The organism is uncultured Thermosynechococcus sp. (assembly GCF_937958135.1).
Lineage (GTDB): Bacteria > Cyanobacteriota > Cyanobacteriia > Thermosynechococcales > Thermosynechococcaceae > Thermosynechococcus.
This window is the reverse complement of record NZ_CALGOG010000066.1, coordinates 1-24,619: the sequence shown is the minus strand read 5'-3', so window position 1 is coordinate 24,619 and position 24,619 is coordinate 1. Positions and strand designations below refer to the sequence as shown.

The 24,619-nt window shown below is 52.8% G+C and carries 23 protein-coding genes and 1 pseudogene; 11 read left to right on the top strand and 13 right to left on the bottom strand.

Annotated features, from left to right (window positions below):
- Nucleotides 1-21: 21 nt before the first annotated feature.
- Nucleotides 22-1,872 carry a serine/threonine phosphatase gene (locus Q0711_RS08025; protein WP_298614764.1) on the top strand — a complete coding sequence of 617 codons (1,851 nt, stop codon included), beginning with the start codon at nt 22-24 and terminating at the stop codon, nt 1,870-1,872.
- Nucleotides 1,873-2,281: 409 nt separating this feature from the next.
- Complete coding sequence (locus Q0711_RS08020; protein ID WP_298614761.1) at nt 2,282-3,388, top strand: CHAT domain-containing protein; 1,107 nt, start codon at nt 2,282-2,284, stop codon at nt 3,386-3,388.
- A 4-nt stretch (nt 3,389-3,392) separates the two neighbouring features.
- Here the strand turns inward: Q0711_RS08020 and hemC are convergent, their stop codons facing one another.
- A complete protein-coding gene (hemC, locus tag Q0711_RS08015) occupies nt 3,393-4,355 on the bottom strand; it encodes a hydroxymethylbilane synthase (protein WP_298617714.1) in 963 nt (320 codons plus the stop codon).
- A 73-nt stretch (nt 4,356-4,428) separates the two neighbouring features.
- Entirely contained in the window at nt 4,429-5,763 is a 1,335-nt protein-coding gene (locus tag Q0711_RS08010; protein ID WP_298614757.1) for a TIGR03279 family radical SAM protein, read from the bottom strand.
- Nucleotides 5,764-5,979: 216 nt separating this feature from the next.
- On the opposite strand from Q0711_RS08010, the gene Q0711_RS08005 reads away from it, so the two are divergent.
- On the top strand, nt 5,980-6,207 hold the full coding sequence (locus Q0711_RS08005) for a hypothetical protein (RefSeq protein WP_366142441.1): 228 nt from the start codon (nt 5,980-5,982) through the stop codon (nt 6,205-6,207).
- Complete coding sequence (locus tag Q0711_RS08000) at nt 6,204-7,832, top strand: cyclic peptide export ABC transporter (protein ID WP_298614752.1); 1,629 nt, start codon at nt 6,204-6,206, stop codon at nt 7,830-7,832. The genes Q0711_RS08005 and Q0711_RS08000 overlap by 4 nt, the downstream gene beginning before the upstream one ends.
- Here Q0711_RS08000 and ntcA read toward each other — a convergent pair.
- From ntcA to Q0711_RS07980, 4 genes are all read right to left on the bottom strand, one after another.
- Entirely contained in the window at nt 7,829-8,494 is a 666-nt protein-coding gene (ntcA, locus tag Q0711_RS07995) for a global nitrogen regulator NtcA (RefSeq protein ID WP_298614749.1), read from the bottom strand. The two genes, Q0711_RS08000 and ntcA, sit on opposite strands and share 4 nt — an antisense overlap.
- A gap of 173 nt (nt 8,495-8,667) precedes the next feature.
- The gene (locus tag Q0711_RS07990; RefSeq protein ID WP_298614746.1) at nt 8,668-9,312 is read right to left on the bottom strand and encodes a DUF2834 domain-containing protein; all 645 of its coding nucleotides are present in this window, start codon (nt 9,310-9,312) and stop codon (nt 8,668-8,670) included.
- A gap of 11 nt (nt 9,313-9,323) precedes the next feature.
- Nucleotides 9,324-9,983: a hypothetical protein gene (locus Q0711_RS07985; RefSeq protein WP_298614743.1), complete on the bottom strand. Its 660-nt coding sequence runs from the start codon at nt 9,981-9,983 to the stop codon at nt 9,324-9,326.
- A gap of 339 nt (nt 9,984-10,322) precedes the next feature.
- A complete protein-coding gene (locus tag Q0711_RS07980; protein WP_298614740.1) occupies nt 10,323-10,532 on the bottom strand; it encodes a hypothetical protein in 210 nt (69 codons plus the stop codon).
- Nucleotides 10,533-11,052: 520 nt separating this feature from the next.
- On the opposite strand from Q0711_RS07980, the gene Q0711_RS07975 reads away from it, so the two are divergent.
- Nucleotides 11,053-11,886: an acyl-CoA desaturase gene (locus Q0711_RS07975; RefSeq protein ID WP_298614738.1), complete on the top strand. Its 834-nt coding sequence runs from the start codon at nt 11,053-11,055 to the stop codon at nt 11,884-11,886.
- Between the two features lie 6 nt (nt 11,887-11,892).
- Here Q0711_RS07975 and Q0711_RS07970 read toward each other — a convergent pair whose 3' ends face one another.
- A complete protein-coding gene (locus tag Q0711_RS07970) occupies nt 11,893-13,668 on the bottom strand; it encodes a hypothetical protein (RefSeq protein ID WP_299042247.1) in 1,776 nt (591 codons plus the stop codon).
- Nucleotides 13,669-13,905: 237 nt separating this feature from the next.
- Nucleotides 13,906-14,319 (bottom strand): annotated as a pseudogene (locus tag Q0711_RS07965) (DUF1269 domain-containing protein); the annotation flags it as partial.
- A 171-nt stretch (nt 14,320-14,490) separates the two neighbouring features.
- On the opposite strand from Q0711_RS07965, the gene Q0711_RS07960 reads away from it, so the two are divergent.
- Nucleotides 14,491-14,883 (top strand): 2Fe-2S iron-sulfur cluster-binding protein, encoded by a 393-nt coding sequence (locus Q0711_RS07960; protein ID WP_298614734.1) that lies wholly within the window; start codon nt 14,491-14,493, stop codon nt 14,881-14,883.
- 6 nt (nt 14,884-14,889) lie between these two features.
- Complete coding sequence (locus Q0711_RS07955; protein ID WP_298614732.1) at nt 14,890-15,741, top strand: inositol monophosphatase family protein; 852 nt, start codon at nt 14,890-14,892, stop codon at nt 15,739-15,741.
- Here the strand turns inward: Q0711_RS07955 and Q0711_RS07950 are convergent.
- Nucleotides 15,738-16,463, bottom strand: coding sequence for a ScpA family protein (locus tag Q0711_RS07950; protein WP_298614730.1), 726 nt, complete (start codon nt 16,461-16,463; stop codon nt 15,738-15,740). The two genes, Q0711_RS07955 and Q0711_RS07950, sit on opposite strands and share 4 nt — an antisense overlap.
- Nucleotides 16,464-16,491: 28 nt before the next feature.
- Nucleotides 16,492-18,435: a DICT sensory domain-containing protein gene (locus Q0711_RS07945; protein ID WP_298614728.1), complete on the bottom strand. Its 1,944-nt coding sequence runs from the start codon at nt 18,433-18,435 to the stop codon at nt 16,492-16,494.
- A 338-nt stretch (nt 18,436-18,773) separates the two neighbouring features.
- On the opposite strand from Q0711_RS07945, the gene Q0711_RS07940 reads away from it, so the two are divergent.
- Genes Q0711_RS07940 through Q0711_RS07930 form a run of 3 tightly spaced genes read left to right on the top strand, consistent with a single transcriptional unit; the run spans nt 18,774 to nt 21,370 of the window.
- On the top strand, nt 18,774-20,483 hold the full coding sequence (locus Q0711_RS07940; protein WP_298614002.1) for an AarF/ABC1/UbiB kinase family protein: 1,710 nt from the start codon (nt 18,774-18,776) through the stop codon (nt 20,481-20,483).
- Nucleotides 20,484-20,538: 55 nt separating this feature from the next.
- Nucleotides 20,539-20,910, top strand: a complete 372-nt coding sequence (locus Q0711_RS07935; RefSeq protein ID WP_298614003.1) for a hypothetical protein — start codon at nt 20,539-20,541, stop codon at nt 20,908-20,910.
- A 28-nt stretch (nt 20,911-20,938) separates the two neighbouring features.
- Nucleotides 20,939-21,370 carry a hypothetical protein gene (locus Q0711_RS07930; RefSeq protein ID WP_298617719.1) on the top strand — a complete coding sequence of 144 codons (432 nt, stop codon included), beginning with the start codon at nt 20,939-20,941 and terminating at the stop codon, nt 21,368-21,370.
- On the opposite strand, the gene Q0711_RS07925 is transcribed toward Q0711_RS07930, so the two are convergent.
- From Q0711_RS07925 to Q0711_RS11700, 3 genes are all read right to left on the bottom strand, one after another.
- Nucleotides 21,367-22,692 (bottom strand): heterodisulfide reductase-related iron-sulfur binding cluster, encoded by a 1,326-nt coding sequence (locus Q0711_RS07925; protein WP_299042243.1) that lies wholly within the window; start codon nt 22,690-22,692, stop codon nt 21,367-21,369. The two genes, Q0711_RS07930 and Q0711_RS07925, sit on opposite strands and share 4 nt — an antisense overlap.
- Nucleotides 22,693-22,847: 155 nt before the next feature.
- Nucleotides 22,848-22,988 (bottom strand): hypothetical protein, encoded by a 141-nt coding sequence (locus Q0711_RS07920; protein ID WP_299042240.1) that lies wholly within the window; start codon nt 22,986-22,988, stop codon nt 22,848-22,850.
- Between the two features lie 67 nt (nt 22,989-23,055).
- Nucleotides 23,056-23,460 carry a transposase gene (locus tag Q0711_RS11700; RefSeq protein ID WP_366142724.1) on the bottom strand — a complete coding sequence of 135 codons (405 nt, stop codon included), beginning with the start codon at nt 23,458-23,460 and terminating at the stop codon, nt 23,056-23,058.
- Between the two features lie 17 nt (nt 23,461-23,477).
- Between Q0711_RS11700 and Q0711_RS07915 the strand changes: the two genes are divergently transcribed.
- Nucleotides 23,478-24,619 (top strand): transposase (locus Q0711_RS07915; RefSeq protein WP_299042237.1); only part of this gene is annotated, 1,142 nt, incomplete at its 3' end.

The following is a 24,619-nucleotide window of genomic DNA, read 5'->3' as shown; positions in this document are numbered from 1 at the left end:
TTTGCTGACTCACCTGCTCTAATGCCTACCGCTCAAACGGATCAAAACCTCAAACTTTGGTGGGGTGTTCTCTATCCTGCCTATCCTAATCACCCCATTTTGGCTCTTCCCAACCGCAACTCTGAGGAAACGGTGTTTGAGCAGGACACCAATCCTCCTAATGCCGCCGCCTTTTTTGACCCACAACACCGCTATCAACGCTGGGATCACCGTTACGCCTGTGATTTACCCCAATTGGTACAGGATCTACAGCCTGAGGAACCAACACTGCTAGAAACCCTGCGGGCAACGGCTCAGGACTGGGCACAGGGGCTAAGTATTCTCGACCCCAGTGTGGTTATTCCCCATCTGCAATCGCAATACCCCAACCTCAGTGCGGTGGCGATCGCCTACCTTGCCTTGCACCTTGTCTATCCCGAAACGATTCCCCCTATCCACGATGCTTGGCTAGATACCGTTTCCACCGGCAACCTGCCGGCCAACTATTGCCACGGCATTATTCTCGACTACAATCCCACTGCTCGCCCTCTACAGGATGTTTGGCAAGACGACAACATTTCCGATAAGCAAATTTTTCAGTACCTAGAGGACATGATCGACCTCTGGAAAATCTTAGAACCGTGGCACTGCCATTATTCCTTGCTCACCGTGAAGAACTTAGCCGTCAACCCTGACAATCAATTGTGGCTGCATCAGCTCGACTTCACCTTGCCTTTAGTGGAAACCTTTGAACGACCCACGCCACCCCTCAGTCTCGTTGGTGTTTGGCAGGAGTTGTTTGCCCATGCCTCTAATCGCCGCCAAGCCGTTTTCCTGCCCCTCTTAGTTTCCTTGAGTACAGCGCCTTTAGAGAAAATTTCAGAAATTCAGATGTTACTCGACTCCTTTGCTTCCACCCTGCCTGGTGAACCTTTGCCAAACTGTGAGGAGGGGATAGGCGGAAGTAGGGGTGATTTGATTGATGAACTGCCAGACATCCCCCTCTCAGTGGAGGAAGATCACACTGCCATTGAGGATGCACCAACTGCCCTCTTACCGCGACAACTGGTTCAAGTAGATGTTGCTGCCCACACCGACACCGGGCGCGATCGCCACCACAACGAGGATTTCTATCTCATCAATCATCGGCAGCAGGTGCGCATGACTCCCAACGGTCAACAACTAGAAGTTCAGGGGGTCTATGTTCTCTGTGACGGCATGGGGGGGCACGCTGAAGGAGAAGTTGCCAGTTCCTTGGCCACGAAAACCGTTCATGACTACTTCGAGCAGACTTGGCCATGGCAGGGAGAACTTCCCAGTGCTGAGGAGGTTCGCAACGCGATTTACCGTGCTAACGAGGTCATTTTTGCCGCCAATGATCAAAAAGCAAAAACAGGTAGTGGCCGCATGGGCACAACGCTAGTGATGGCGTTAGTCCAAAACTACCATCTTCGCCTAGGTCATGTCGGAGACAGTCGCATTTACCGCTTTACTAAACGCCAAGGGCTGCAACAACTGACTACAGATCACGAAGTGGGCCAACGTCTGATCCAGCAGGGGGTCGAACCAGAAATTGCCTATGGCCGCCCCGATGCCTACCAACTCACCCAAGCCCTCGGCCCTCGCCACAATGAGGCCATCCACCCGGAAGTGATTGACTTAGACATCGAAGAAGATACGCTGGTTTTACTTTGCTCCGATGGCCTCTCCGATAATCGCTGCCTCGAGACCCATATTATTAGCCACCTAGTCCCGATGCTCGACTTTAGTATCCCCCTCAGTCAGTCGCTCCATAAATTGATTGACCTAGGAAATCAAGTCAATGGCCATGATAACCTGACGGCGATCGCCCTCCGGTTTAAGTTGCGATCTGTATTGAATAGCTTATTTTAGTTCTTAAATCCTCTAGTAAGGTAAACTCCGTATGTTAACTCGTCGCTTCCAATCTCTGCTTGCATACGCTCTGGGCAGTATTACGGGAGCCTGCTGGATTAATTTAGTTTTAGTATCGAGTAAATGGATTTTGCCTGTTGCTTCCCAGACTTATTACCCTCCTCCTTCTTACCCTTCTAAACCTAGTCCTTCTTACAATAATTTGCTGCAACCTCCGCCCTCAGTTACCCTCCCCTCGATTGAAGTCACAGGCTTCCCGGTTCCTATTCTCTCAACAAAAGAGATTGAAATTGCTTTAGCAAGGAACAATCCAAGCCGTGCTATCCCTCTTCTAGACCAACGAGGTTGCCAAGAGATAACAAGTTACTTGGGTCGGCTTTGTAACCAGCCAGAGCTATCGATCAAGGATTTGCAAGCTGCTCTAAATGAAATTGCCAAGCAAACAGGTAAGAAGCCAGCCGTCATCTATACACTGGCACGCCCTACCCAACTGGATTTGATGATGGTGACGCCTGAGGGAGAGACGATTTATGCACCTGTGCGGGCAGTTGGGCGGGAGCAGCTTCTAAAAACGGCGAACCAGTTTACCAATAGTATTCGTGACCCACGCTTGGTCAATACTCGTGCCTACCTACCTGCATCCCAGCAACTTTATCAATGGTTGATCGCTCCTTTGCGACCTCAATTGGATGCCCAAGGCATTGAAACCTTGGTTTTTGTCCTTGACAGTGGCCTGCGGACTGTCCCTCTATCGGCGCTCCATGATGGTCAACGCTTTTTGATTGAACGTTTTAATCTGGCACTCGTGCCCAGCATGAGCTTAACGGATAGGCGCTATCGCAACATTCAACGGGCGAAAATTCTGGCGATGGGGGCATCGGAGTTCAAAGACCAATCTCCCTTACCCGCTGTACCCATAGAACTAGACCAAATTACTAAGGATTTAGGGGGGGGTACGGAGTTCCTCAATGCTGACTTTACGATTCCCAACTTGCAGCGGCAGCATCGGCAGGGAATTTATCAAATCATCCACCTGGCAACCCATGCTCAGTTTCAGCCAGGGTCTCCTGAAAACTCCTATATTGTCTTTACTGATGGGCGGTTGAATTTATTGCAGTTGCGGAATTTACGCCTGTATCGTCCGGAAACGGAATTACTGACCCTGAGTGCCTGTCGCACAGCAGTAGGTGACTTGGATGCAGAACTGGGATTTGCCGGGTTGTCGGTGCAGTTAGGAGTAAAGTCGGTAGTGGCCAGTCTGTGGTATGTCAGTGATGAGGGGACACTGGCTTTGATGACAGGCTTTTACAATCAGTTGAATACAGCCCCCATCAAGGCGGAAGCACTACGCCAAGCTCAATTGGCCATGTTGCGAGGAGATATTACAGTCAAGGGGAATGAACTACGAACGATTCGTGGCGCAATTCCCTTACCCCCAGCACTTGCGGTGGGCGATCGCTCCTTGAGCCATCCTTACTTCTGGGCTGCCTTTACGATAGTTGGCAGTCCGTGGTAACTAATTACCGTTCAGGACGTGCGGTGGCAAAAATTTCTTCCAAAATCTCTGCGGCTCCCTGTTCGCGCAGCTTTAGGGCAAGGCGCATCCCCAGTTCTTCGGCCTTGGCAGGCTCCCCTGTGAGACTGTCTTTGACAAGGCGTTGGCCATCGAGACTCGCCACTAAGCCTGTGAGGGTGAGTTGGCCATTTTCAATCACCGTATGTACCCCAATGGGCACTTGACAGCCCCCTTCCAATTGCCTTAGGAAGGCTCGCTCCGCTAAGCAACGAGCTGCTGTTTCTGGATGTTCGAGGGTCTTGACCAAGGCCAAGATGTCGGCATCTTCGGCGCGGCATTCAATGCCCAAGGCGCCCTGACCCACGGCGTACAGAGAAACCGTTGCGGGTAAGACTTGGCTAATGCGATCGCCAAATCCCAAACGCCGTAGACCGGCTACCGCCAAAATCAAGGCATCGTATTCCCCGGCATCCAACTTGGCAAGGCGGGTATTCAGGTTCCCCCGCACATCCTTGAACGTCAGATGGGGATAGGAGTGGCGCAGTTGGGCCAAGCGGCGCAGGGAGGAAGTACCAATCACCGTGCCTGGGGGGAGGGTCTCAATCGTATATCCGGTCCATTTCGCCCCCAAGACAAGGGCATCCGCTGGGTCTTCCCGCTGGGTAATCGCGCCCAAAACTAGGCCCTCCGGCAACTTGGTGGGTAAATCTTTGAGAGAGTGGACGGCTAAATCAGTTTCGCCCCGCAGCATTGAAAGTTCTAGCTCTTTGGTAAAGAGTCCTTTATCGCCAATTTTTGCAAGAGCGACATCAAGGATATTGTCCCCTTGGGTAGTCATGGTTACCACCTCAAAGGCGCGATCGCGATGGCGAGCTTGGAGTTGCGCCTGTACCCATTCCGTTTGCACAAGAGCCAGTTGACTTTTGCGGGAACCAATGCGAATCGGACGGGACGAGGTGGCAACCATAGTGTTGGGTGTGCAGCGAACAGCATCCAGTCATTATAGGTCGCGGGGATCCCAAGGGGCAAGATCGGCCATTTTAGGGATGGGTACAGGCGGCAATAATCCCTGCCGCGCCACCGGAGACCACTTGAATTGGTACCTCTAGCGCCTCCTCCACCGTGGCTAAGGGCACATCATCAAGAAAGACTGCTTCATCGTGCTTGAGCATGAGACTGGGCAGCAGTAGGCGATCGCCCAAGGGCTTGCCCTTTAGGTGATAGATCAAATCATGGCCGGTCAACAGACCCGTGACCGACATCTGCTGTCCCCAATAGTCACTGGCAAGGGCATACAGATCAAGGCGCAGGTTCTCAATCTGATTAAGGCGAGCCACTAGGGGTGCAAAGGCTTGTTCTACCGCATTGCCCACCACCCAACTGAGATGGCGTGGCTGCGGTAGGCGTTGGGGAAGCTGTTGGGCGTGAAGGTCAAACTCTTCTAAAAACAGGCGAATTGTGCCCACGCCATTACTGAGTTGAGGATACTCCTGATAGTGGGCGGCAGGGGGTAAGGGGCAGCCAGCAATCAAAAACCATTCATCCGCCAACCAGGCAAAGGGGGTTTGCCACTGCTGCTCAAAGTGCTGTTGGAGCCTTTGTACCTGCTGAATGACCGCTTGGGCATGGTCAGGGGTGACAGGAATCAGTTCATCCTCAGGAGGGCGAAAGCGGGTCAGCCCCACGGGCACCACTGCCACTGAAAGCACGGTTGGTTCCTCCGGATCATAGAACTGCGCTAAATCCCGCAGTGTTTGCTCAAGGCATTCCCCGTCATTGATGCCCGGACAGACAACCACTTGGGCATGAAGTTGCAGCCGTTGCTCTTGAAACCAGCGAATTTGTTGGAGAATTTCCCCGGCGCGTGGATTTTTCAGCAAGCGCTGGCGAACGCTGGGCACTGTGGCATGGACAGAGACATACAGGGGAGAAAGACGCAGTTGGGCAATGCGTTGCCACTCCGAGGGCAGCAGATTTGTCAGGGTAATGTAACTGCCATAGAGAAAGCTAAGGCGGTAGTCATCATCCTTGACGTAGAGGCTCTCCCGTTTACCGGAGGGTTGCTGATCAATAAAACAAAAGGGACAGCGATTGTTACACTGCATCAATCCATCAAAAAGGGCCGTGGTAAACTCCAGTCCTAAGTCTTCATCAATGTCTTTTTCAATTTCGAGGACGTAGGTTTGGCCGTCTTTGCCCAGCACTTCGAGGGTGAGGTATTCCTCGGCACAGAGAAACCGATAGTCAATCAAGTCGCGGGGGCGATCGCCATTAATGGCCACCAAAGCGTCTCCGGGTTCAAATCCCAACTCAGCGGCAATAGAACCAGGCTCCACAGCAGCCACAACAGCCGGTCGAAGGGCGCGATCGCTCATGGTTAATTGATGAAAAGAGGGACTACATTGACATCCTACCCGGCCTGTTGGCTTGCGCCCGCGCAGCGGTACGGCGGAACTTGCCGCGCACCGGATCAGCAAAACTTCCTTATCTTGTACTGTACCTTAGCAAACACAGCCGCTTCCAACGCCAAGGATTCTCAAAGCAGTCGCTGCATTGATATAGTGGTGTTCTATATGTTAACGAGGGAAATCATGGGGTTGTTGGGGATTAGCTTTACCGTGGGGACTGGTAACTTTGTCCCCTTTTATGGGGTGTTGCTGCTGGGTCTTGTGGCTGCGGTGAGTATTGGCCTTGTTGCCTGGTACAACTCGAAACGTCCCCTCGGGTGGGAAAATGCCGATCGCCCCAGTTTTATTCCCAAGTTAAATCTCGAAGAGTCCGAGTCCACCCCCGCCCCTGATGAGACCACAGAGTCGTGAAGCTCTTTCGGATTCTATTACAGGCGGCTTGGCCGACGATTGTTGCAGCAGCGATCGCTGGGCTTCTCAACGGTGGCAGCACGGCTGCCCTCATTGCCCTGATTAATGCGGCTCTCCAGAAAACCCCTGTCCTACAACAGCTCTTGCCTTGGGGATTTATTCTCCTCGGCACACTTCTACTAGTCACTCACTTTAGCTCCCAAGTTCTGCTGGTGCGGGCTGCCCAACAGGCGGTCTATGAAATGCGTCTCCTCCTCAGTCGTCAGATTCTCGCCTCACCCCTACGCCACTTAGAAGCCATTGGTCATCCTCAACTCCTTGCGACGCTGACAGAAGACGTGGACGCCGTCTCCCGTTCCTTTTCCGTCCTGCCCAATCTTTTTAATGCCATTGCCATTGTCATTGGCTGTCTGATTTACATGGGCTGGTTGTCGCCGCCCCTCTTTTTTGCTCTTGTTGCCTTGATTGCCATCGGTACTGGCAGCTACTTGTTTCTAGCGGGCAGAGCACGAAAATTCCTAGAGCAGGCGCGGCAGCAACAGGATCACCTCTTTCAACACTTTCGGACACTGACTGAAGGCAACAAAGAACTCAAGCTCAACCGACAACGGCGCTTGGCTTTCTTTTATGGGGAGCTAGAACCCACTGCTCAGAAAACACGGCAGCAAAACGAACTAGGGTACATGGTCTTTGCCATTGCTGCCAGTTGGGGACAGTTGCTGTTGTTTGTGACGATTGGCTTCTTTCTCTTTACGCTGCCCCATTTGCTCCAAGCCACACCAACGGTTCTCTCAGGCTATGTTCTGACGATTATTTATCTAATGCTGCCGATGCAACAGGTAATTGATGCTATTCCTATCTTTAGTCGTGCCAGCGTTGCCTTAAAAAAAGTGGAATCCCTGCACCTGAACCTTGGAGATCCCCGCCAAGACATTGAGGGTCGTGGGGAACTCCCCCCCTTGGGCTGGAAAACCCTCTCACTGCGACAGATTCGCCATCAATACCACGGCAACCGTGAGGACGAACCGGCAACGTTTACCCTAGGGCCTTTAAGTTTGACCGTCCAAGCTGGCGAACTCCTGTTTATTGTGGGTGGCAATGGCAGTGGCAAATCTACCCTCGCCAAAATTATTACGGGACTCTACATTCCCGATCAGGGGGAAATTTGGGTGGATGATCACTGTTTGCAGCCTGAAGACTATGAATGGTATCGCCAACACTTTGCCACAGTTTTTAGTGACTTTTATCTTTTTGACTCACTCTTGGGCATTGAATCCCCCGAACGCTTGGCAGCAGTTCCCGCTTATCTTGAGAAATTGCGCTTGAGCCACAAAGTCCGCCTGGAAGGTAACCGCTTTTCCACAACCTCTCTTTCCCAAGGGGAGCGCAAGCGTTTGGGCTTGTTGATGGCCTATCTGGACGATCGCCCCGCCTATCTCTTTGATGAATGGGCAGCGGATCAAGACCCCCTCTTTCGGGAGATTTTTTACCGCCAACTTCTGCCAGAGCTAAAAGCCCAGGGCAAAACGGTGTTTGTGATTAGCCATGACGATCGCTACTTTGATGTCGCCGATCGCCTGATTAAACTGGACTATGGTCAACTGGTGACAACCACCAACCCTTAGGTAAACTGCTGGCTCAGCATGAGGGGATTGTGGACTGTGATTTTCTTTTTGTGGATTGAGATCAATTTTTGATCTCGCAGTTCTCCCAATAGACGCGTCACAGTTACCCGCGTCGAACCAATGGCCTCGGCAATTTCCTGATGGGAAAGCCTTAAATCCACGGTTATGCCAGCACTGGTGGGAATGCCAAAATCACGGCAAAGAATCAGCAAAAAGCTGACCAAGCGAGATCCCATATCGCGGTGGGCAAGGGTTTCAATCATCATCTCCGTTTGTAAGATGCGCGATGACAACCCCTGAATCATAAACATCAGCAACTCTGCATCCTCGTGCATTGCCTTTTCCACCTGTTCGATGGGAACCGCCAATAGTTCCACATTTGTAAATGCCACCGCATGGTAAAACCGATCGGAGCGGGTGCCCGTAATCAAGGACAACACGCCAAACACCGTATTTTCCCGCAGCAGTGCCACCGTAATTTCTTCACCTGCTTCATACACTCGGGAGAGCTTCACTGCGCCCTTGAAGAGAAAATAAACCTTTTCTGCTGGGTCCCCTGGAAAGAAAATGGTTTTCCCACGTTCGTAGGTTTCAGTTGTGGATGGAAACAAGCCACTGGCCATGTGGCGAAAGACGGGTGCCAAGGGTTGATCTTTGTTCATGAGTCGTGTGTCAATCCATGGTGGTTCAATGGATGGCGTAGCGATCGCAGAGGTGCTGTTGGCATTCCTATCCCCCCAACAACACAACTCTCTCAACGCCGGTGAATCTCGCTCTGGGTGTAGAGTTCAGCATTGACAGATGAGTAAAACCAATTCAGGGGCATTTTTTTGTATCATGCCACACTTTTTTTCGAGAGAATTAAAGGTGGACGCAAAAGTAAGTACCCCAATGCTCCCAGTAAGGGCACAACACTCCACCACCGCCACGGCGAATTCTCTATACCCCGCCGCTGCCAATCATCAACGAGAAGGAATGGAAACAATAGCGATAGCAGACAAAAATCAAGGGTCATCACATGGACAAAGCGGCTGGTTTGCCACTGCTGCCAAAAGTCTGCCCAATTGCCTGCGATCAAACCATAACCAAGGCAGCCCACAGCCAATAGACCAATGCCAGTGGCCGTAATTCGTGATTCCCCAAGGCGTACACCTCTATTGATTTCTCCTGTAAAGATCGGTGCCGGCCGGCGCAGGATGAAATAGGGTAATAGGGCAAACACACCCACGGCAAAACTCAAGACAGCAAATGGCCACGCTGGAAATCGCTGTTCTTGGCCATCCACGACCAGTAATGCAGTATAAATCAGTGGCCACACGCCCATAAGATTAAAAAGACTGACAATTAGGGGGTTAATGCCCTGCCAGTCTCCTGTAGCTAGTCGTTGAATCAGCACCAGTGTCTGCGGGTGATCTGGGGGTGCAAAACCAAAGCTATAGACAATCAATCCCAGCCAGAGAACCGCAAAGACAATTCGCATACCGCCCTTTTCTAAGCTAGAACCGTTTCCCGTACCCCTGCTTTTTGCAGTTGTTTCGTGAATTGGGGCAGCACTCGCTGGCACTGGCGAATAAATGCTTCTAGCCAACTTTGCAAATGCTCTAGCTGCTCCTCACTAAGGAACACATCATGGGTGGACTGGTACGATTGATAAACCACACGACCTTCATTGGTTACTGTAAAGTCAGCAAACCAACTGCTGTGGGGACGAGTACCCCGCCAATAGTTGGCCACAATCATTTTGCCAAGGTATTTCTGGGCAATATCACCAACTTTATTAAAGTGTTCTAGCACTTCAGCCAAGGTGAGGACTTTTGCTGCGGTACCCTTGGTCTCTTCGAGCTGAGGCAGGGTGATCTCTGTCAATTCTTCGCAGACTTGCCCCCCTAGACCCATGATGGCAAAGAGCTTTTGTTCTAAATTGGCAAGGTAGCGGTTGTAGGTTTGGCCATTGCGGCTGAGGGTTTGGTGCATCCGAACAATTAAATCAATCTCTGCCAACTTGGTTGCTGCTAAGGACTCTAGACGCGCCAGTTGATCGGCAAAGGCTTGACTGTGATCTTCGGTGCTACTCACGGTTAACCCAAGGGATTCAGCTCGCTCTGCAAGCAGACGGCGAATGTAGTAACGAGTCATGGGTGTGAGCGACATAATCTAAACCTCAAACGCGGCCAAAGTGGAACAGGAGGGGAATATGAACTTTTGTAAACCAGTTTAACATGTCTCCTGCTTTCGTTGCAAAATATAAATGCTCTGTTTATTCAATCAATGAATGTTGAAAGCAGTAGCAATTTGAATCTAGCCACATCCCTCCCTTTGTTTTACCAATGTAGAGGACAGTGCGTGTCAACTGCTCAGTAATTTTACGGAAATTTACTAGTATATTGGCATACTTTAATATATCCAAAATCAGCTAGGGTTACCGAGGTTTAGGGTTTTTGCAGCCGTTGTTCAATTTCGGTATCAAGAAATCAAAAAAAGGGGCGATTGTTAAGCAGGTGCGAGCTGGCGCTGATCAACGCCGCGAGTTGTTTCCAGACCACGGCTAAGTATCCTTATTTCCAGGACCTCCTCGGCATCGAAAACATTCAGCGCCATGATAATTTGTGCGATCAGCCCCATCCAGGCCGTTTGGTGACTCGCACCTAGTCCTACACCACTATCCCCGTGAAAGTATTCGTAGAACAGTGTTGCGTTCATTTGCTTGAGTTTGGGTTTGGCGAGAACCTTCGCCGGTGTCCACTTCCAAGTATTGCGGTATCGGAGGGCAAGGGCAAAACAGAGCTGCTGTCGGGCATCACAAATGCCGCCGAGGCCATCTTCATCCCCCCAGTAGGCTTGAGATCGCGCCTGAACATGGGAAACATATTCTCAAGCGTTGCCGTCGGCGGAATAATCTTCCCGCACAGTGCCCCACTGCCGTTCGCACAAGTAGGGATCCTAAAATTTCTAAGGGTTGGTCTGGCTCTGTACTTGTTTGAGTCGTTCCAGCTTGGGATTTTGATCAGGTGTCAGGGGGCTTAGATGTTGGTGGATAACCGATCCAAATTTCACTTGACGTGCTCTCTAATCTCGGCAAAAATAAAATTAAGGGTTGGCTGATTTGCCAATTAAGCTACAGGTTTCTCTTGAGGCCGAGCCGCAAAGGCATTCACAACCTGATGCCTCAATCGGGCTAGCTGTAAGTCCGGCGGGGCTTGTCAATGCGTTTGAGAGTTCTATGACATCTGTTTCTTCGTTGCCTTCACGCCCCCAGCGTCCCGAGTGGGGGGTGATTTTTTTTATGGGCATTGTCCATTTGGGAGCATTGCTGGCATTTGTGCCCGAACTGTTTTCATGGTCGGCAGTGCTTCTTTGTTTTGTCCTTTATTGGGTGTCCGGGGGTCTGGGGATTACCTTAGGATGGCATCGCCTTATCACCCATCGCAGTTTTCAGTGTCCAAAATGGCTGGAATATTTCTTTGCCTTTTGCGGTACCTTGGCCTGTGAAGGGGGTGTCATTGAATGGGTTGGCCTCCACCGCAATCATCACCTCCACTCTGACCAAGAACTGGATCAGCACAATTCCCAAAAGGGGTTTTGGTGGTCACATATGGGCTGGATGCTCCAAGAAGTGCCCGCTAAGGCAGAGGTAGAGCGCCTCACCAAGGACATTAACACTGATCCTGTCTATCGGTTTTTGAATCGGTATTTCCTGCCCCTTCAAGTGGTTTTAGGGGTTTTGCTGTATCTGTGGGGTGGGCTGCCTTTTGTGGTCTGGGGCATCTTTGTCCGCCTTGTCCTGGTGTATCACCTCACTTGGTTTGTCAATAGTGCCACCCATAGGTTTGGCTATCGCACGTTTGAGTCGGGCGATCGCTCCACAAATTGCTGGTGGGTTGCCCTGCTTACGTTTGGTGAAGGCTGGCACAATAATCACCACACCTATCCCCATTCGGCACGTCACGGTCTGCAATGGTGGGAATTTGATATTACGTGGATCACGATTCGGGCACTGCAAGCGATCGGTCTTGCCAAAAGGGTGCGGCTTGTGGAAGCTCCCGCGAACCAATAAAAGCTGCTAAAAAGGCTTCTCTGGTTCCGCCTCTTGCCAAACGCGGATCAATTCCCTTGCCTCTGGGTAGAGGGGATGCGTGGGGGGGATGAGTTCAGCGGTGGCGATCGCCTGCCGGTTGTTCCGCCCCACCCAATAGCGCGCTTGTTCTAGGATGTTGTTGCCCCACTGCACAATTAACTGGTGGGCGGCGGCATAGACACTGGAGTTTGGGGAAATTTCTTGGGCAATGGCAATGGCAGCGGCAAAGTCGCGATCGCGCCCTCCCCGAGCACGGCGCTGGGCTTCATCGAGACGGACTGTATCCGCATCAGGCTGCCAGCCGACCGCTTGAGTTACAAGGGGGGGAAAGAGTTCTTTGAGGCGATTTTGAGCCGTTTGATAGAGGGCACGCCGGGGGCGAATTTGCTCAAGGAGTTGGCGAGCTTCCAGCAGGGCTTCGGGAGTGCCTTGACGGGCAAGGGCATTGGCTTGATCAATGAGCGGTTGATCCTCGGCAATCTCAATTTGGCGTTGCCACAGCCGTCGCTGATCGCGGATTTGTTCTTGGCGGTAGGGACTGGCGTCCACCAAAGGAATGTTGAGCCTGTTGAGGGCAAGGTGAAGGTGATTAAGGGTGCCACCACGGGCAATGGCTTGGGCTTCTGCGAGGGTATGCAGGACTTTTAGATCCGCTTGCCAGCGGCGAATCGCCTGTTGAGCTTCAAAGTAGAGGGGGCGTTCTGCGGTAATTGTTCGTGCTTGGGCGATCGCCCGATCAATATCCTCTCCCATCCCCGCTTGGGCAAATTCTTCTGCTGTTGCCAACTTCAGCAAATCCTCAGCGCTGCGGGCACTCCTGACATCACGGGGAATTAAACCAGCAATTCGCCTTGCCTCTTGGGGGTCATGGCGATTCAACGCCACCACTGCTGAGGTAAGTAACTGTTCACCCAACTCATTGAGCAATCGCCGCGCGCCGGGATAAATATCACTGGTAGGGGGAATTCGCCGCACAATTTCAATAGCAGCGGCCAAGCGATCGGCTCCCCCCTGTGCCATAAGGGCGCGGGCTTCATCCAACTGCCGGTCTTCCCGTTGGGCACGGATAATCCGCTCATTAAAGGCACCAAACTGCTCCTGTGCCCAATAACGACAGTCCACAAATTGCAATTGGAGGGAAATTTGAAAGGCTTCTCGCCATGCAAGGTTTTTTAAGGCGGCTTCGGCGCGCCGATAAATGGCCTCCCCTTCTTGCCAAATTTCTTGCCAGCGCTGAATGCGCTCTTCCACCTTGGCATAGGCTTGAACCTGACGGGGAATGCGTCGTGCAAAGGCGATCGCCCGATTCAATTGCCCTTCATGAAAGGCTACCTCTGCCAAGGCCAAAACCTGATCTGACCACGCTTCTAAGCGACGATTAATTTCAGAGGCAAGGGGATGATCGCGGGGCAAGTCGTCAATGAGATCAATGGCATGGAGCAAATCCTCAAGGGTGTGTCGCTCCGCCGCCTGTTGGGCGCAGTAGAGGCGAAAGGAGGCCGATGCCAAAGGCCAAAGGACAAAATCGCAATTGCCGGGAGTTGTCGGTTGCCGTAGCAACAGCCATAGGGATAGCCCCGCAATACTCACAGAGGTTAAGAGGGAGAGGCCGGCCACCCCTTGCCAGTGTTGCAACCAAGGTAAACAAGCATGCCACTGCTTTTGCCCAAGGGGGACTAGACGATTGAGTTGGCGCGATCGCCCGCCAAAGCGTTTCAATATCCCGATCACTGTGGCTAGTTTGGTTTGATCCTGCACCATGTTCTCACTCCCCAACACTCCCTATTGGCATCCCTAACTGTGAGCACCATGCCCAGCGATAGCCCTTTTCTGAAATAGGGGTTAAGGAACTGGACTGTTGTCCGACACTTGCTTTCGCAGTGTTGCGCAAGTTCCTTGGGAAAAGGGCTGTATCTAGGGAATGGCCGAGCCTCTCAAGATTATCCTAGTCAATTTCGAGTGAGAGCTAGAGCAAAAACAAACTAACTGTTCGTTGGTTCACCAGAGGTTGTCACTTCGCTGGGGATAGGCATTGCCTCGATTGAGAGCTTCCTGCAACTTTGCCTCATCCTCTTTTGACAAAGACGTGCGCAGGACTTTGCCGCCAAAGGGAGCAATTTCCTCGATTACTTTGTCGGGTGTGGCTTGACGCACCAATGTAAAAATAGCCGAGCTAGCGGGAGATAGTTTGTCCCAATTCTTTGATGAAGTTGTCATCAATGCCAACGTCGGTAAATTTGCCGGAAATTGCCCCCGCCACTAGACCCGCAGCCCAGCCCAAGAGAGGATTGAAGAACAATAGACCGATTAACAACCCCCAAAAGCTCCCTGGAGGGTTAGATCTTGGGTTTGGTTGATTTTAACCTTGCCCTCTTTGGTACGTACAACAAGGGCAGCATCCTCCAGATCAAGGTACTCATAACTTTAGGTCTCCCTCAAATGTGGGTGATAGAACCGTCCCTACCCTAGCATTATCATTAGCGGGTTGCGACTGCGGTATGGTAACTAAGGGGCAATGCTAGACCTTGCACCAATGCTTTCAGACGGTAGTTACGACCTTTTTCGCTGTAGGATAACAAGACCATGAGTACGCCACAAACCTACACGGTGACCATTCACGTGCGTCCCCTAAAGCCGGGAGACCCCCCCACACGGACGTACACAATTACTGTTCCCAGCGATCGCTACATTCTGCAATTCGCTGAAAGCCAAGGCCTTGAGCTGCCCTTTTCCTGTCGCAATGGCGCCTGTACCACCTGTGCAGTGCGCATCCTCTCTGGCCAAGTGTATCAACCCGAAGCCATGGGTCTTTCCCCTGCCCTGCAAGCCAAAGGTTATGCCCTCCTGTGTGTCAGCTACGCCCGCTCTGATCTTGAGGTGGAAACCCAAGATGAGGACGAGGTCTATGAGCTGCAATTTGGTCGCTACTTTGGCAAGGGGCGGGTACAACTGGGTCTACCCCTCGATGAGGATTAAGTCTTTATGTCAGCCGTGAATTGTCCACTGCCGGAAAGTGAGCGGCAGCGCTATTTGGAAATTGCCACCGAGGCAGCCTTGGCGGGGGGCGCTGTCCTTCAATACTACTGGGGCAAATTAAGTGAGATTGAAGAGAAGGGGCGCTCCGGTGACCTTGTCACAGTGGCCGATCGCCGGTCGGAAGCGGCGGTGTTGGATGTGATTCGTCGCCATTGTCCTGACCATGCGGTACTGGCGGAGGAATCCGGCCTTTCGGGCCTCAAGGACAATCCATTTCTGTGGGCGATCGATCCTCTGGATGGGACAACGAACTACGCCCATCAATACCCCTTTAGTGCCGTGTCGGTGGCTTTGCTGGTGGAGGGGGAACCCCATGTTGGGGTAGTCTATGATCCCTTTCACCGCGAACTCTTTCGGGCGGCCACCGGCCTCGGGGCAACTCGCGATCGCCAGCCGATTCGCGTTTCTAGGACTGTAGAACTAAGTCACAGCCTTTTGGTTACTGGTTTTGCCTACGATCGCCGCGAAACCGAGGACAATAATTACGCCGAATTTTGCTACCTGACCCATCTCAGCCAAGGGGTACGGCGGGGAGGTGCAGCGGCCATTGACTTGGCCTACATTGCCTGTGGCCGTCTAGATGGCTATTGGGAACGGGGTCTTTCCCCTTGGGACTTGGCGGCGGGTGTGGTTCTGGTTCGCGAAGCTGGAGGTGTGGTGACTGCCTACGATCAATCTCCTTTTCAACTGACCTCCGGGCGGATTTTAGCGACGAATGGGTATCTCCATGCTGCCCTAAGTGAGGCACTCCTACGGGTGAAACCCCTGGGGTTTTCGTTTCTACCAGAGCTAACCTAGGCCTCTAGGGGTATCGGCTCAGCGACACAAGTCCGCACCTGGAGGGTTTGATAGAAGTCTGCTTGCTGAAGCTCCACCTTGGACTGGGCGGCAAGGAACAGCAGTGCCCAAAAGACGCCGACGGGATCGGGTTTGAGTTGCAGCAGGGCTTGGAAGTCTAACCAAGTGCCTGCGGGAGCCATTTCTCCAAGGAGACTTTCCACTTCGCCGGCTATCTCCGTGAGGTTTTCTTGGTGAGCCAGTTGGGTAATTGTCTTAAGGGGCGTGGGACGGCGACGACGGCGAGGTTGATGAGCTTGCAGTACCTTGGCGCGATCGCTTTGAACCGCCATCGTTTTCAGGTGGGCAATCAACTCCTCAAGGGTGACGCGGCGCCGTTGTTGGGGGGGAGCTACGGGGCGGCGATGCAAATGCTGCTCTAGGGCAGGGGGTAAGACTCTAACGGACTGGTTTTCGCCGATCTCTGACGGCTCCCTGAATTCTTCTTCGGCTGGCCTAGGTTCAACAACCGCCACTAGGCGATCGCTCTTTAGGAGTACCAGCATTGCAGCATACAAAAAGGCTTGCCCTGATTCACTGAGATTAGGCTCCCCCCGCCGCGCCAACTCTGCCAAGCAGCGATCAAAGACCTCAATTACTTGAATATCCCAAGGATCAATTTCCCCCCGCTCGGCCAAGTCAATCAAAATGTCAATGGCGGCATCGGCAAAGGATTGGCTCATGGCTAGCTGCCCCCTGTTGTTGTCTATCTTAGGGGGCTTGATAGCCCCTATCCAGAAAAGGCTCAGCAATGGGAATCGTAAAGTGGAACTCACTGCCGCGATCGCGCCCCGCCGATTCAGCCCAAATTTGCCCCCCCAAATTGGTAATAATTTGGCGACAGATGGCTAGACCCAACCCCGTACCACCCACAGAGCGCCGCAGCGCGCCTTCCTCTTGATAGAAGCGATCAAAAATCGTTTCCAAGCGATCCGGCTCGATACCCCGCCCCGTGTCGGCAACGGTCACCTCCAATAGCCCATCCGGACGAGGCTTGGCAGCAATGGAGATCTGACCGGACTGCTCGGTAAACTTACAGGCATTATCAAGCAACTTCGAGAGCACCTCCACCAACCACTCCCCATCGGCTCGGATCAAGGGCAATTCCTCAGGCAACACCGTGCGAATTGTCGGCAGTTGATCCTTCGGGGTGCGCAGACTACTGAGGGCAAGCTCTACCAGTTCTTGGAGGGGAAGGGGTTCCGGTCGCCACTGCACCCGGCCACTTTCTAACTGCGAGAGGGTGAGGAAGTCCTGAATCAGTTTCCGCATGCGCTCAGCATCGGCAAGAGCAGTACTCAACATCACCTGCCGCATTTCTGGATCCATATCAGGTTCACTGGCTAGGCTTTCCAGGCAGACTTGAATCGTTGAAAGGGGCGTGCGCAGTTCATGACCCGTAATGGCAATTAGATTGCTGCGGGTGCGATCCAAGGCCTCCAGTTGCGCATTGAGTTCCTCCAAATCTGCGTAGGCCTCCGCCTGAATCAGGGCAACCCCCACTTGGGTGGCGATCGCTTCCACCAACTCGGCATCCATATCGTGCCACGGCAGGGCTTCGCCTCGATGCAGTTCCACAATGCCCAAAAGCCGCCCTTGATAGAGCACCGGCGCCAGTAGGAGTGCCTTGACCTCGGCGGCATCAAGTGCCTTGAAACGGCTGGCTTCGTAGTGGGGATCAGCCGCTACATCATCCACCTGAATAACCTGCTGATGAGCCAGTGCCTGCTGGGTGTAGGGGTGCTCACTCACGGGCCAGTACTGGTACTGCAAGGAGGGGAGGGCACCACTGGTGTACTCATGCTCAATGCGCACCCGCGTATCGGTGCTGCGGCAGCGGTAAATCAGACAGCGATCCCCTTTGAGGGCTTCCCCCAGCTCTACCACCGCGCGAGTGAGAATTTCCGTGGGATTGAGGGAGTTGCGAATCGCCGTGGTAATTGCATTGGTGAGGCGTTCCTTGCGCTCTTGAATGGCAATTTGGCGATAGGCTTTGATTTGCTTGTACTGGCCTGCTTGAAGATAGGTCACTAGGCGATCAACAAAGGGGGCAGGATCGCTATTGCCCCCCTCCCCCTGGCGATAGGTCTCAACCCATGCCAGACCTTCCCTGAGTTTCTCCTCTAGTTCAGGGCGGTACTCGCGGATACGGTTGAGGAGGATTTCAGCGGCTGTGGCTGCCACCTGCCGATCAAAAGTCCAAATACCCTCAAAGCGACGCGCCGCATCCATTGGCGGCAACACATCCAAGCGGTTGGCGGGCGATCGCTGGACTTCGCGGCAGACCAAGCAAGTACTGTAATTTTTGCCCAAGACGGTTAGATGCCATTCTTGACTGAGGGCATCGGCAGGATCAAAGGCAACCGTTTCATAGTCCCCAGAGCAGTTGGCAAACTCGGTTTCGGGGGCGGCTAAGACGTAAACATGATGAGACTTTGTGGCAATGCGTTGATACCGATGGGCTTCTTGGCGATAAAAGCGCTCCCGCTGAAAACAGGCAATGATGATCGGCGCATCCTCATTGGCTAAAACCTGATCCTCCATTGCGTGGGAGAGCGCCGTCAGCGATGTCTTGAAGTACACTTGCGATCGCAGGCGAGGCAACCGCGCCAACAATTCCTCAAGAACAGATGTGGCAATGATCCTGTTGGCCATGGAAGGGTGTGAATAAAAAGATGCCCTACGGTACCATTATCGGCAAATCCGCACCCCAGAACCTATTCAAATTCAGCTCAATCGGCTGCCCACTTCCTTCAACCTCCAATCTTAAACTTTTGTTAAGAATTTTATTAATTGGTAGGGCTTATATGTAGTTTTCTATACTATATTTAAGCAAACTCAAAAAGAACCACTCCTCTAGGGATGGGGATCAACGAACTCCTCACAATTGCGATAGTCAGTTACGTTGCTTCCAAACGTGCTCCGTGAAAACACCCATGGCAAGGGGAGAGGGCTGTAGTAACTTGGGTTTCAGAGAATAAGGTGAAAAAGTTGTGACTGCCCCTGTATCTGCTATCCGAAGTGCTGGTCATCGTCGTTATGATCCAGAGGCGATCGCCCGCTACTACTGGCGACACCCTTGGCAAGTAATTTGGCGGTTTTTGGACGTTTCAATATCCTTCTTAACATTCTGGCTGCTGTTGCAGTGGGACAAGTGGCTCGGTCAACAGGAAACTCAGCGTCCCCTGCGGGCGATGCAACTGCGCAAACTCCTAATTCGCCTAGGCCCAACCTTTATCAAAGTGGGTCAAGCCCTTTCCACCCGCCCCGATCTCATTTCCCCTGACTACCTCGAAGAACTCACCCTGCTGCAGGACAAACTGCCCCCCTTCGCCAATGAGATTGCCATTGCCATCATTGAGCGAGATCTGCACTTAAACTTGGGGGATATTTTTGCCGAATTCTCACCCCAACCGGTGGCGGCTGCTAGTCTCGGTCAAGTCTATCGAGCAAAACTCCACAGTGGCGAAGAGGTGGCCGTCAAGGTACAGCGCCCCAATCTCTTGCCCGTAATTACCCGTGATTTATTTTTAATTCGGCTTTTGGTGCAGTGGGTCAAACCTTGGCTCCCCATTAACCTTTGCCACGATCTGCGGGACATTGTGGATGAATTTGGCCGTAAGCTCTACGAGGAAATTGACTACCTCAATGAAGGGCGCAATGCTGAGAAATTTGCCGCTAACTTCCGCGATGATCCCACGGTCAAGGTACCGAAAATCTACTGGGAGTACACCAGTGAGCACGTGCTAACCTTGGAATGGATTCACGGCATTAAGCTCACCCGTACTGACTGCATGCTGGCGGCGGGGGTCAATCCCGATGAGCTAATTCGTATTGGCGTCATTTCGGGTCTGCGGCAACTGTTAGAATTTGGCTTTTTCCATGCAGATCCACATCCAGGGAACCTCTTTGCCATGTCCGATGGTCGGATCGCCTACATTGACTTCGGCATGATGGATCAACTGGAGGAGAGTACCAAGGAATCCCTTGTGGATGCTGTTGTGCATTTGGTGAACAAGGACTATCAAGCTTTGGCAGCGGACTTTGTTAAACTGGGCTTCCTCACTCCGGAAACGGATATTAAGCCGATTATCCCTGCCCTTGAGTCAGTGTTTGAGGAGGTGATTGGCTCCAGTGTCCGCGAATTCAACTTCAAGGCAATCACGGATCGCTTCTCTGAGTTGATGTATGCCTACCCCTTCCGGGTTCCCGCCAAGTTTGCCCTGATCATTCGCTCCCTTGTTACTCAAGAGGGCATTGCCCTGTGCCTCAACCCCAACTTCCGCATTGTGGATGTCAGCTATCCCTATGTGGCACGGCGTCTGCTCCAAGGAGAATCGCCCCAACTGCGGCGACGATTGTTGGATGTCCTCTTCAAGGATGGTCGTCTTCAGTGGCAACGACTGGAAAATCTGATTACAATTGCCCGCCAGGATGAGCACTTTAACCTAGCGCCAACGGCAACCCTAGGCTTGCAGTATCTCTTTTCGGAGGAGGGACAGTACCTGCGGCGGCAAATTGTGTTAGCGTTAACCGAAGATGACCGCCTCCACACCGAAGAGGTGCAACGCCTTTGGAATTTGGTCAAGTCTGAGCTGCGCCCCCTCTTCTTGATTGATGTGGCATGGGAAGCCCTCAAGGCCTCTGTGTCCCACACGCTAGGTAAAGAGGAAGAAAGCAATTCTTTGGCGGTGGCCAGTTAAGGCTGGAAAGTGGTTGTCAACTGTCCTTGAGCGTCTAAGAAGGATTAGGTATCCCGTGTTTGATCCACCGATTGTCTTGCTACTGGCTGGTATTTTTATGGGGTTGACCAGTGGTAAAGCTTTTGAAGCCACCCTCAAGCAGAGTGTCCAAGAATGGAACCGCAGTCGCTCCACTCGCGTTTTAAGTCAATTGCGCGGTTCCCGCCTGCAGTTGCCCTACTTGGGCATTTCCATCGGCATCTGGCTGTTCCTGATGGCGGGATTGTGGACTTACGGTTTCAGCGCCGCTGTGAGTATGGTAATTGCCTTTGTGCTGACGATCGCGACTGCCCTTTTAGTGTGGCATCAACTGGGGAAAGTGCTGACAATTTTAAGTACAGGTGGCTCCCGTGCCCTAGATCTCGATGCCCTTGAGGCTAAGGAATAGTTCTTTAATAACCTCCCAAGGAGGCGTTGTGGACTTACTCGCCCAGCTGGATGAACTCATTGCCAACGCTCCCGATGACTCCACCAAGGGGGCAGTCCAAGCGATCGCCCCTATCCTCTACGCGGAAGCCCAGCGCTACAGCCAAACCCTCTACTACGTTCTCCAAACCCGCGAGGGGCAGTGGCAGGTAATTACCCTTGAGGAACAGCGCCCGCCCCATCGGGAAAAGAACGTCATTTATGCCTATGGCAGTGAGGCAATGGCTCAAGAGGCCGGTGATACATCTCTGCTGCCGGTGCCAATGCCGATTATTCCCCTTTTGTTTCAACTGTTGGCTGCAGAGCCGGTGGACAGCCTTATTATCCTAGAAACCAATGGTCAACGGGGCTGGGAAGTGGAACGCGGGAAGCTGCTGGCTCAGGTGCAGTCCATCCTGGGGGTACCCCCCGACATTGCCTAAGCGGGTAACTTCTCACCACGACTGGCCAACTCTAGTAGCTGCATTGGGTGGTAAATGGGCACCGGGCTACTCTGCTCTCGGAGATACTGACCCAATTGCAGCGTGCAGCCCACATTTGCTGAGACAATGACATCGGGCCGAGTATTGAGAAGGTGACGCACCTTCTGGCGCCCCAATTCCGCTGCTACTTCGGGTTGGAGAATGTTGTAAACCCCCGCACTGCCACAGCACAGTGCTGCATCGAGCGGTTCGCGCAGTTGCACTTGGGGAATTTGCCGCAGGAGTTGACGCGGTTCAAGGCGGATTTTTTGACCGTGGAGCATGTGGCAGGCATCCTGATAGACCAAGGTCAGGGGGCGATCGCCCAGAGGATGTAGAGGTGTCACCAAACCCTGCTTGACCAAGAAAACTTGGACATCCTCCACCTTTTGTCTAAAGTCACGGGCGCGATCGCTGTAGTGGGGATCAGCCGCCAAAAGGCGAGGATACTCCTTGAGGGTATGGCCACAACCTGAGGCGTTGATTAAGACCGCATCCACCTGGGCGGCAGCAAAACAGTCAATCATCTGGCGAGCGAGGCTTTTTGCCTGCTCCTCCTCCCCTTGGTGGTGGGGCAGGGCACCACAGCACCCCTGTTGGGGGGGCAACACCACTTCAAAGCCATTGGCACTTAAAACGGCAATTGTGGCTTCATTCACTTCAGGCAAAAAGAGCCGTTGCACACAGCCGAGAATGACCCCCACCCGTCCGCGTTTTTTTCCTTGGGCAGGCACCACTTCAGGAAAGCGATCCCGAAATGTTTTTGCCGAAAGGGGCGGCAGCAGTTGATACATGGCTGCCAGAGATTTGGGTAGCAGGCGCTTGAGGAGTCCCAATTGCTTTTCGAGGTTGGCCAAGCCTAGTTTTTGGTAAAGCCAGAGCGGCCAAAGGAGGGCACGCAACCGCCGAGGGTGGGGCAGTGTTTGGAAAATAAACCAGCGCAGGAGGCGATCGCCCACAGGACGCTGATAATGGCGCTGTACTTGGACACGGGTGGCGGCGATCAACTTATCGTACTCCACCCCCGACGGACAAGTGGTGACACAGGCTAAGCAACCCAAGCAGGCATCAAAGTGCTGTACGACCTCCCCAAGTTGCACTTGTCCCTCATTGATGGCATCCATGAGGTAAATACGGCCACGAGGGGAGTCCATTTCAGTGCCCAGCACTCGATAACTGGGACAGGTGGCAAGGCAAAACCCGCAGTGGACACAGGCATCAATGAGTTGGGGATCGGGGGAGGGCGAGTTACCAAAACTGGTCACGGGAGAGGGAGGGGTCATGTTTTTAAGATTTTTGAGAGGGGAGGGCAACCGCGCCGAGGACTGTTTTTGAAAACTATTCCCAGGGAGCCATTGTGTCCAATTGTGGCGCAAACCTCTGCTCAGTTCAAGGTCACTGCTTTGCCAGCCCCTCTCTGTTCAACCCTGAAGGCAGATTACTGGCCGCTGGCGGGGGGTGTCTTCCCTGTCCTAGGGGTTTGCTCCCTGGGTTGAGAAAGGGCCTCCATACTGGCAAACACAGGATTAGGTGCTCCCAGAAGTTCAAGGGCTGCCGGCGATCGTCCCGCTGGTTCCACGGCAACTACTAGAATTCCCCCCGCCTTGAGCAATGCCGCCGCGCATCCTACGAATGAACGCGAAGTGTCATTCACTAGTTAGCGGCGGGCGGAGTTTACGCGGATCATCCTGATTCTGAATGTACTTCAAGAGAGTTTCAATGCTGGCTCTCAGCCCATAGGCTCGATTCCAGAAATAGGGTTTCCAGTAATAAGGACGGAGCTGTTCAGCAAACTCTTGGCGCCTCTTCCGGGCTGATACTGACTTCAAGTTTTTCACCAAGTCAGAGAGTCGAACCGTTGGATCAACCTCGCCGCCGAACTCAATCAATTCCCGGCCCCACTTCACCAGAAGGTCACGGAATAGCACCCCTAACCCAAGCATCTCTGCGGTCAGGCATTTATGCCGATACTTCATTGACAAAACCAGAGGGTAACAAAGCCTGTAAGCCCTATGATTTCTGGTTTTTAGGGTAGTAAATTCCTGCTCTATGCCCTAACATCTTGAATATGGGTAAAGCTATTGTACGCACTGACAAGTGGGGCTTAGATCCATCGCCAGAAGTAAGACTTCGCCTTCTGGCAACGATTGATCAGTACCGAGCTTACTGCAAAGCGCTGAGCTATGTGATCATGGCTCATCGGCCTAAGCTGGTAGCCGTCCCCAGTTTTTGTGCAGCAGTAGAGAAGCTAATCCATCGCACCAGTAAGAACCCGTTGCCAAAGTACCGCTACTTCGAGTCACGGTTCTACAAGTTCCCGTCTTCCCTAAGGCGGGCGGCAATTGAATTTGTGAAGGGTCAGGTTTCGTCCTACCTAACTCGATACCGGGATTGGCAAGTAGGGATGAGAAACCGCCGTGATGCAAAGCCACCTGTCTTTAACGTAGAGGCAGGGTGCTACCCGGCCCTCTACAAAGGGCAATCGGTTAAGTTCGACGACGACTTACTGGTGGCCTCCATTAAGGTATGGAACGGCTCTGATTGGGTTTGGGCTGAGGTGCCCATTGCTAGCAAGCGAAAACGGCACCTAACCGGCGCAATGAAGTCGCCCTACCTAGCGATTTCAGAGAAGCACTGCCACCTAGCAGTGCCCTTTAGCATCACTCCACCGACTTGGGAGGGTGATGTGGTTTGTGGTGTGGACATAGGGATTAACACCCTAGCCACAGCTTCAATTGTTTGCCCTGACGGCACTGTATTGGCTCGGAAATTCATCCATCCGTCCTCTGACATAGACCGTCGCGACAAACAGGCCAATATCATTCGCCAAAAGGCGAGAAAGACCAAAACGTTGCACCGTGGTTTCGCCAAAACTCCCTATCGCAAGGTGAGGGGCATCAACGCCAACATTGCTCAGCAAGTGTCGCGGCAACTTGTCAACTTCGCCCTGGAGCCTGGAGCCAGCACGATCGTCTTTGAAGATCTCAAGGGCTGGCGTCCCAAAGGCGGCAGAAAGCGGTCAAGCCTGAAGCAAAAGTTTCACAGTTGGCTGCACCGCCGCCTGGTGATGTTCCAAGAGGAGGGGGGCAAGGTTGTCTACGTTTCCCCCAAAGGCACATCATCTTGGGCCTATGACGGCAGTGGCAAGGTGCAACGATCTAAGACCCAGTACGAGCTAGCGACGTTTGCCAACGGCGGCAAACAGTACTC

Excerpts from the sequence above, each read along its gene's own strand:
- Q0711_RS08025 (WP_298614764.1), top strand. The coding sequence starts at position 22 with ATGCCTACCGCTCAAACGGATCAAAACCTCAAACTTTGGTGGGGTGTT.
- hemC (WP_298617714.1), bottom strand. The coding sequence starts at position 4,355 with ATGGTTGCCACCTCGTCCCGTCCGATTCGCATTGGTTCCCGCAAAAGT.
- Q0711_RS08010 (WP_298614757.1), bottom strand. The coding sequence starts at position 5,763 with ATGAGCGATCGCGCCCTTCGACCGGCTGTTGTGGCTGCTGTGGAGCCT.
- Q0711_RS08005 (WP_366142441.1), top strand. The coding sequence starts at position 5,980 with ATGGGGTTGTTGGGGATTAGCTTTACCGTGGGGACTGGTAACTTTGTC.
- ntcA (WP_298614749.1), bottom strand. The coding sequence starts at position 8,494 with ATGAACAAAGATCAACCCTTGGCACCCGTCTTTCGCCACATGGCCAGT.
- Q0711_RS07990 (WP_298614746.1), bottom strand. The coding sequence starts at position 9,312 with ATGCGAATTGTCTTTGCGGTTCTCTGGCTGGGATTGATTGTCTATAGC.
- Q0711_RS07985 (WP_298614743.1), bottom strand. The coding sequence starts at position 9,983 with ATGTCGCTCACACCCATGACTCGTTACTACATTCGCCGTCTGCTTGCA.
- Q0711_RS07980 (WP_298614740.1), bottom strand. The coding sequence starts at position 10,532 with ATGAACGCAACACTGTTCTACGAATACTTTCACGGGGATAGTGGTGTA.
- Q0711_RS07975 (WP_298614738.1), top strand. The coding sequence starts at position 11,053 with ATGACATCTGTTTCTTCGTTGCCTTCACGCCCCCAGCGTCCCGAGTGG.
- Q0711_RS07970 (WP_299042247.1), bottom strand. The coding sequence starts at position 13,668 with ATGGTGCAGGATCAAACCAAACTAGCCACAGTGATCGGGATATTGAAA.
- Q0711_RS07960 (WP_298614734.1), top strand. The coding sequence starts at position 14,491 with ATGAGTACGCCACAAACCTACACGGTGACCATTCACGTGCGTCCCCTA.
- Q0711_RS07955 (WP_298614732.1), top strand. The coding sequence starts at position 14,890 with ATGTCAGCCGTGAATTGTCCACTGCCGGAAAGTGAGCGGCAGCGCTAT.
- Q0711_RS07950 (WP_298614730.1), bottom strand. The coding sequence starts at position 16,463 with ATGAGCCAATCCTTTGCCGATGCCGCCATTGACATTTTGATTGACTTG.
- Q0711_RS07945 (WP_298614728.1), bottom strand. The coding sequence starts at position 18,435 with ATGGCCAACAGGATCATTGCCACATCTGTTCTTGAGGAATTGTTGGCG.
- Q0711_RS07925 (WP_299042243.1), bottom strand. The coding sequence starts at position 22,692 with ATGACCCCTCCCTCTCCCGTGACCAGTTTTGGTAACTCGCCCTCCCCC.